Below are 8436 nucleotides of genomic sequence, written 5' to 3' on the forward strand. Positions count from 1 at the left end.
CCAGCTCCGTATACGTCAGCGTGTCCGCTTCGAACTCCACCGCGATGCGATCACCATGACGTTGCACCTGTTGCGCGAACAGCGCGGCGATCGATGACGTGCGCTCGTACGGGCGGGCGGTCGCGTTCCAGGCGGTGAGCACCTGCCGGCGTTCTTCGTCGCTTAGCGTGGATACGGCATTCCAGCTCAGGCCAGCATCCTTGACGAGGCACTCGATCATCGCTTTAAAGCGGGAGGCAAAGCGTTCCACGCTGGAGCGTTCGAGCAGCAGGAGACTGTATGCGCAGCGCAACTGCAAGCCTTCACCTGCCCGCTCGACCACATTGACGGTTAGATCGAACGGCGATGTGCCATTGAAATTCGCGCTGACTTCGGCGGCCGCCGCTCCGAACGTGCGGGCGGGCGCCATGCGATCCAGGTTGAAGCTGACTTCGATCAGCGGCAAGCGGCCGGCGATGCGCTGCGGCCGCGCATCTTCCACCATGCGCATAAAGGGATAATCGGCGTGCTCGTGGGCCTCAAGCAGATGCCCTTGCAAATCTTTCAGATACTGGCGCAGCACCGTGGTGCCTGCTACGCGAGTGCGAATCGGCAACATATTTAGGCAGTAGCCCACCAGCACAGGATTGCGGGCAGCCAATTGCCCCGCGGCCGGCACGCCCACGATCAGGTCGGACTGCCCCGTCCATTCATGCAGCGACAGGCTGAACGCGCCGAACAGCAAGGCAAATGGCGTGCATCCGCAAGTCGTCGCGGCTGCCTGCACGTCTTTCCAAATCTGCGCAGGTAATTCCAGCACCACTTCGTCGCCCGCATAGCGATCGCCGCTGCCATGCCGTCCATCCAGCGGCAGCTCCAGCAGCGGTGGCGCTTCCAGGCGCCGCGCCCAATAGGCACGACTGCTCTGCGGCCCGTCACCGGCCGCGGCATGCTGGGCTCCGATGAATTCGCGAAATTGCATGGGCTCCGGCAGCATCGGCTTGCGACCTTCCGCAAACGCCGCATAGCAGGCCTGCAGTTCGTCGATTACTACGCCCATCGAGTAGCCATCGATAACGATATGGTGGACCGTGAGCACAAGAACGTGCCGGCTCGCTTCCATCTTGATCAGCTCGGCATGCGCCAGCGGTCCCGTCGCCAGGTCCATCGGCATGCGGGCAAGTTCAAGCATGCGCGCGCTCAGCCGGGAGTCGCGCTCGTCCTCTTGCAGCGATGAAAAATCCGCATGCGCGCGTGGCAGCATGACCTGCGAACTGGCCGACTGAGCGTCACCATTCGCATCGATCGTCGAGCGCAACGCTTCATGCCTTTCAATGACGCGGTTGACGGCCTTCCACAGCGCTTGGGTATCCAGCGGGCCGCGAATTTGCAGGCCGATCGATTGGTTGTAGGCCGCGTTCGCGCCCGCATCGTCCTGCGCCAGAAACCATAGCTGCTTCTGCGCGTCGAGCAGCGGATATGCCAGGGTCTCCCTGCGATCGGCCGCCTTCGGTAGCGGCGAGGCGAAACGCCCTTCGGGCAACAGCTTGGCAGCAGCCAGCGCGAACACGCTGTCCTTTACCGCCTGCACGATGGTCCGCGCATCCTCTTCAGTATGCGCCGTGGACAAGAAACAGTTACGTGTTTCCGGAATGTAGACGCCTCTTGCCTGCAGATGGAAAAACAGTAGATCCAGAAAGCGATGCTCGGGCGCATAGAGAAACCGGAACAGCGAGGCGTATTGGGCCACGGCAAGCGGGAGGCCCCAGGCTTCGAAAAAAAGGTTCAATTCGCTAGCTATATAGCCCGCGAGGCGGTCGGCTTGCTGCGTCAGCCTGCTGCCGCCGCGTACGACATGTTCGAGCACCGAGGCCACCGCGGACATCATGACCGGATGCTTGAAATAAGTGCCCGCGCAAATCGTCAAGCCCGCCTCGGGAAACGAATCGTCCCCATACGCCCACTGGCCGCCGTCGACCGCGTCCAGGAATTGCGCTGTCCCGGCAATCGCGGCCACAGGCAACCCGGCTCCCAGCGCCTTGCCATAAATCGTCATATCGGCCCAGATTCCGGAGCGCGCGCGGAAGCCCCCGGGGCCATCCCTGAAGCCGGTGATGACTTCATCGAAGATAAGCGCGGTACCCCCCGCGGCGGTGATGTCGCGCAGCTCGCGCAGAAAATCCAGCGGCACCAGGTCCGGTCGACGGCTTTGCACCGGCTCGACCAGCACCGCCGCGAGCTCGCTCATGGAGTCTTTCAGTAGCTGCAAGGATGCCGGATCGTCGTATTTCACCAGCAGCACGTTATCCACCATGCCCGACAGCACGCCGGGTGCGGCCGGCCGGGTGTGGAAAGCGCCGCCGGTGGAGCGCATCCTGGACACCAGCGTGCCGTCGAAGGTCCCGTGATAGGAGCCCTCGAACACCGCGATCTTGTCGCGCCGCGTTGCGGTGCGCGCCAGCCGCAAGGCGGTCATCACCGCTTCGGTGCCTGAATTGAGGAACGTCGCGCGCTCGTTCTGCGTCAGTTCGCAGAGCAGCCGCGCGTTGGCACGAGTGATCTCGCGCTCCAGCCCCATTTTCAAACCGCTGTCGAGATCCTGGCGCAGTGCGTCCAGCATGAAGGCCGGGGTATGCCCGAACAGCAGTGCGCCGTAGCCCATGGCCAGGTCGATATATTCGTTGCCATCGATATCCACGAAACGGCCACCGAAGGCGCGCTCGGCCACGAGCGGGAAGATCATTTCCTTCCACTGCTGGCTGTATCCGGAAATGCCACGGCTATCGGCCATGGTGGCGCGTCCTTGCTGGATCACGGCCTTCGATCGGGGCGCCTGGCGGCAGATCGTGTCGACCAGCTCGCCGATATGTTCCTTCTGATGTTTGGTCAAACCGGTAACTATGGCCCTCGATGGCGCCTTCAAGGGCACGAAAGGCGCAGGCGTGATTGGCTGCTTGTTGGTATTCGCTGCGGCTGCCGCATCATCCGATGGTATCGGTGCGTCCGCGGGTTCGCGCTCGACGAATACATCGTTCGCCGCCAATGCCGCCTCGCCCGCTGTCGCGTACTCGGGCCTGGATGTTTGCGCGGCGGTGATGCCGCTTTTGTTGAGGATATCCATCTGCCGATGGATGACCTCCAATTGCCGTTGAAAAATGGCCGTCAATGAATCGGTGGCGGACGAGGCCACGGCGGTGGCCCGTGGCGTCGGCGGCAATGGCGCAGAACGCTGTGCCATCGTCGCGGCCGGCGTGGGTGACGGAGGATTGCGCATGACTGTCGTGGGCTCGCTCGGCGCACGCGATGACGCAGGCGGCTTGAGCCCGGGCTGTGCTGCAAGATAAGCCACAATGCGGCCGATATCGATCAGATCCTCGAGAAACACCCTGAAAGGAATACGGACGCCGAAGCTCTCCTCGATCAGCCGGCTGATGCTCAGGAGAATAAGCGAGTCGGCGCCCATCTCGATCAGGCTTACCGATGTGGAAACTTCCGCGACCGGCACGCCGATGGCCTCGGCGAAGATGTCCTTGATGCGTGCCAGGACTTCGTGCTTGATCTGTTCAAGACTCATGTAGCCACATCCTTCATGTCACGGTAAACGCCGATTCGCTCGCTTTCATTTTCGACACGCCTGTACGTCGCTCCTCGACCCGGTTCATGGGAGGGGGAATGACGTTGCATCCAGGTACTTCAGTTGTTCCTCGATCACTTCCAGCTGGCGATGGAGTAGTTGTTCGATATCTATGTCCTGCCCGGGCATACGATCCGCCTCGCCATTACCGTATGCGCTCGATACCGGCTGCACGGCTTCGGCCATGTTGCGACGTTCGCTGACTGGCGCTTTTTCTTCACGCGTCACCCAATGCCGTTTCCGCTGGAAGGGATAGGTCGGCAAGGGAATCCGGCCAGGGCGACGGGTATGCAGCGCATGCCAGTGGATGGACACCCCGTCGAGCCAGAGCCGGCCGACGGCGTCCAACAGATGCTTGCTCGTCAGCGGCGCTTCACGCTGGCTGCCCAGACAAACCAACGCCGTGCCGCCAGCCAGCTTGAGCAAGCTCGCCATCGATCGTCCCGGCCCCACTTCCAGCACCCGGCACTGCCGCTGCCCGGCAAGGTTCTCGAACGCGGGAGCGAGCAGTACGGGGGCACGCAGGTGGCTCACCCAATATCCAGGATCGGTCGCCATCGCATCGCTAAGCCATTCGCCGCTTACCGATGAAATAAGGGGCATGGCAGGTGCGCGTAGCGTGATATCGGCCAGGGCGGCCGCGAAGTCAGGCAGCACCTGGTCCATCAGCGGTGAATGAAAAGCGCGCGTGGTCTTGAGATGGACCTGCGCGATGCCCGCCGCCTCCAGCCGCCGGCTGGTGTGCAGCATGGCTTGCGGATCGCCCGATAAGACACAGCGCCGCTCGTGATGAATAGCGGCGATCGAAACGCCTTCCGCCAGATAATCCTCGACTTCCCTGGCTGGCATCGAAACCGCGATCATCGCCCCAGGCGGCGTGGCGTGCATCAATCGGCCACGCACGGATACCAGCCTGAGCGCCTCTTCCAGCGTAAATACCCCGCTGAGGCATGCGGCGACATATTCGCCAAGGCTGTTGCCGATGCAGTAAGACGGCGTGATGCCCAGTTGCATAAGCAGCCTGGCCATGCAGTATTCGATAACGAACAGCGCCGGCTGTGCAAATTGCGTCTGCGCCAGCATCGCTTCTTTTTCGGGCGTAACCGGGCCATGCATGATGCTGCGTAGATCGATGCCGAGCGTCGGCCGCAGCAGGCTGGCGCAATGGTCGACATCCGCGCGAAACGATGCGTAGTCCTGGTACAGGCTTTCACCCATGCCCACGTATTGCGCACCTTGTCCGGGAAAGGCGAACACCACCGCGTCGATCTTGTGCTCACCTTCATGCGCTCGCTGCGCCGGCGCCGTGGTGGAAGATGCGGCCCAGGCCTGCAGGGATTGGAGGTCGCTACAAGCGATCGCCTGCCTGTATTCGAATGCCTTTCGACCCGCCTGCAACGTATAGGCCACCTCTTCCAGGCTGGCCGAGGACGCGTCGATGCCGCTGGAAAGATTCGCCAACGCCGCGGCAAGCGCCGCCGGCGTGCGTGCCGACACCGGAATCAGCTGCCACTTTTGCGCCGGCCGGTTGGCTCGCCTGCCCGGCGCTTCTTCCAGAACCATATGCACATTGGTACCGCCGACGCCAAACGAACTCAGTCCCGCGCGCAGCGGCCCTTGCGCTTGCCAATCGACCAGCTCGGTGGTTACGAAAAACGGGCTGCGATGCAGATGCAGCGCTTCGTTGGGCGCCTGGAAATGGAGGCTGGGCACCAGCTTGCGGTGCTTGAGCATCAACACCACTTTGAGCAGGCCGGCGATGCCGGCGGCAGAATCGAGGTGTCCGATATTCGACTTGACCGACCCCAGGCCGCATACGTTCGTTTTGTCACGCATGGCGAACGCTTCGGTGAGCGCCGCCACCTCGATCGGATCGCCCAGCTTGGTCGCCGTGCCATGGGCTTCGACATAGCCGATGGTATCGGCCGCAATGCCTGCCACGGCGTGGGCCATGCGCACCACACCGACCTGCCCGTCCACGCTGGGCGCGGTGTAGCCGACTTTCGCGGCGCCGTCATTGTTGATCGCCGAACCCTTGATGACCGCATAGATCGTGTCGCCATCGGCCAGCGCGTCTTCGAGACGCTTCAAAACGACCGTACCGACACCGGAACCGGGCACCGTGCCCGCGGCGGCGCGGTCGAAGGGGCGGCAGTGGCCGTCCGGCGACAGGATGCTTCCTTCCTGGAATTCATAGCCGCACTGCAACGGGAAACTCAGCGACACGCCGCCGGCAAGCGCCATATCGCATTCGCCGCTGAGCAGGCTCAGGCAGGCCATGCGCACCGCGACCAGCGATGAGGAGCAACCGGTCTGGACCGTCATGCTGGGGCCGCAGAAATTGAACTTATAAGACACCGTGGTGGCGAGAAAACCAGGCTCGTTGCCGAGCGTCAGCTTGTAATGCTGGGCGCTGTTGGTATCCAGCTTCACGCCGTCCAGATAGCTACTGGTGCTCATGCTGGCGAAAACGCCCACGTTTTGCGCATGTGTCATGCCGGGATAGCCCGCCGATTCCATCGCCTCCCACGCGGCCTCCAGGAAGATGCGGATCTGCGGATCGGTAAGCTCGGCTTCGCGCGGCGTCATGGAAAAGAACGCCGCATCGAAGGCGTCGACATCGTTCACCACGCCACGTGCCGGGACATAGCCAGGAGCTGACCCCGGTACTTCTTCGCGGTTCGCGAAGAAGGTGATGGACTCCACTCCGCCGCATAGATTGTCCCAATAAGCCTGCGCATTACCCGCACCGGGCATGCGGCAGCTCAGGCCGATCACGGCGATCTCCAGCCCAGTGGCAGCTTGCGCTTCCATGATCTACTCCCCCTCCGCAACAGAGCTGTAGCTACCCTTGCGGATCAAGCCGCTTTGCTTTCTCAGGCGGTCGATGCCCTTGGCTGCCCTGGCGGCCATGTTGCTATCCGGCGCGGAAGCGTCCTGATGCGCGAGATAGGCGGCTAGCGACTGGATCGTCGTGTAGTGAAATAGCGTGACGACGGAGATGGGCTGCCCGAACTCGCGCTCCAGCAAGTTCTGCATCCTGATCAGCAATAACGAATGGCCGCCCAGGTCGAAGAAATTCTGGTGGATGCCGACCAATGGCCGTTCCAGTAAGTCGCACCATATCCTGGCGACGATCGCCTCGATATCGCTCGACGGTGCATCGAGCGCCTCGGCCGGATCCTCTTGTTCCATAGCTAGCAGCGCCGCGCGGTCGATCTTGCCGATGGCGTTCAAGGGAATGCGCTCGACCCGATGCAACTGGCCCGGCACCATGTAGTCCGGTGCGCGATCGCGCAGATAGCGCTTGAGCTCGGCCACGCCGGCCTCTTCGCCCACGACGACATAGGCCACCAGCCATTTGTCGCCCTGTACGTCCTTCGCCTGCACCACGCAATCGCGTACCGCTGGATGCTGCCGCAGCAATGCGTCTACCTCGCCCAGCTCGATGCGGAAACCGCGGATCTTCACCTGGTGATCGCGCCGGCCCATGAACTCGATCTGCCCGTCCGTACGGTAGCGGCAGATATCGCCCGTGCGATACAAGCGTGCGCCTTGCGCACCGAACGGATCGGGTACGAAGCGTTCGGCGGTCAGTTCCGGACGATTGACATAACCGCGGGCCACGCCGCCGCCACCGATATATAGCTCGCCATGCACACCCAACGGCACCGGCGCCATCCGCTCGTCCAGGATGTACACCTGCGCATTGGTGATCGGCGTGCCGATCGGTGTGCTGCGCACGTAGACATCACTTGCAGCTGCCCGGTAGGTGCAGGCGATGGTGGTCGCCTCGGTCGGGCCATAGGCGTTGACCATCTGGCCGTTTCGCAACAATCCGGCAGCCTTTTGCACATGCGGCGGCGACGGCACGTCGCCGCCGGAAAACAGGTATTTCAAGTCCGACAGCGCCTCGGGTACCTGATCCACGACCAAGCGGAACAGACTGGCGGTCAGCAAGATCACACTGATCTTGCGTTCGCGGATAAAGGCACCGATATCCTGCGGCGAAAACAGCTTGGGCGGGGCGATTTCAAGCCGGGCTCCATTGAGCAGCGCACCCCAGATCTCGAACGTCGAAGCATCGAAGGACACCGTGGCAATCTGCGCGACCCGGTCGTCGGCATCCAGCTGCATATAGTCCGTATGTCGGACCAGACGGGTAACCGCATGCTGCTCGATCCCTACGCCCTTGGGGCGCCCGGTCGAGCCGGAGGTATAGAGCACGCACGCCAGGTCGTCGCCACCGCTGATCGGCACCAGCGCCTCATCCGATTCGCGTGCGATCGCCGCCGCTGTCGCTACCTCATCCAGCCATACGCGGATGCGGTTGCCTACATCCGGCGCCGTGGCTTGGTAGCCGACGATTACCTCCGCATCGGCATCCTCCAGCATGTAGCGCAGGCGTTCCGCCGGATACGCCGGATCCAGCGGTAGATACGCGCCACCCGCCTTGAGGATCGCCAGCACCGCGATCGCCAGATCCACTGAACGTTCCAGCGCGAGACCGACCACACTGCCCCGCACTACACCGTGTCGGCGCAGATACCGCGCCAGGCAATTGGAGCGATGGTCCAGGTCGGCATAAGTAAGCGTGTCGGCGCCGTACGCCACCGCCACGCGTTCATGGTGGCGGTCTGTCTGCAGCGCAAACTGCGCAGCCAGGCCCTGGTTGCGCTCGTAGGGACGGCCCGTCGTATTCCAGGTGGCGAGCACTTGCCGGCGCTCCTGCTCGCCGAGCAGATCGATCTCCCACACCTCACGCGCCAAGCCATCGGCCGATACCATCGCTTGGAGCACCCGGCGCCAATGATCCTGCATGC

General features: G+C 62.8%; 3 protein-coding genes. All 3 read right to left on the bottom strand.

Annotated elements, in window-relative coordinates; genetic code table 11:
* Positions 1-3553, bottom strand: a 3553-nt coding sequence (locus VME63_RS05285; protein WP_325430996.1) for an aminotransferase class III-fold pyridoxal phosphate-dependent enzyme, incomplete at its 3' end; no start/stop codon positions are given.
* A gap of 84 nt (positions 3554-3637) precedes the next feature.
* Positions 3638-6427: a type I polyketide synthase gene (locus tag VME63_RS05290; RefSeq protein WP_325430998.1), complete on the bottom strand. Its 2790-nt coding sequence runs from the start codon at positions 6425-6427 to the stop codon at positions 3638-3640.
* A 3-nt stretch (positions 6428-6430) separates the two neighbouring features.
* The coding region (locus VME63_RS05295) for a non-ribosomal peptide synthetase (protein WP_325431000.1) at positions 6431-8436 on the bottom strand (2006 nt) is incomplete at its 5' end.

Origin of the sequence: Dyella sp., from assembly GCF_035503745.1 — a bacterium.
In the GTDB taxonomy this organism is placed as follows: domain Bacteria; phylum Pseudomonadota; class Gammaproteobacteria; order Xanthomonadales; family Rhodanobacteraceae; genus Dyella_B.